Consider the following 269-nt stretch of genomic DNA (forward strand, 5'->3'; position numbering starts at 1 on the left):
GGTCTCGGGAACCTTGACGTATTCGGTCACGACGAAGCCGAGCGGGTTATATAACCGAACCCTGTTGCTGGCGGGCAGATTGATCTGGCGGTAGCGGACCGTCGCCGACCAGCGATTGACGACGTCGCCGCCGCGCCGGCGCTCCCTGGTCTCGAAACGCACCGCCATGGTCGTTGCGTTGAGCGGATTGACGGACAGGATTTCCGGTCGGATCTCGCCCGATGTTCCCATGGTCTTGACCGGACCTCTCGGATTGGAAGGGTTCATCC

The 269-nt window shown here is 62.1% G+C and carries 1 protein-coding gene; it reads right to left on the bottom strand.

All coding sequences use genetic code 11. The features are described 5' to 3' along the window. On the bottom strand, window positions 1-269 hold a 269-nt coding region (locus ACPYOJ_RS35510; RefSeq protein ID WP_481420412.1), incomplete at both ends, for a VirB8/TrbF family protein.

It is taken from the genome of Rhizobium sp. SVR5-9E (genome assembly GCF_056755095.1).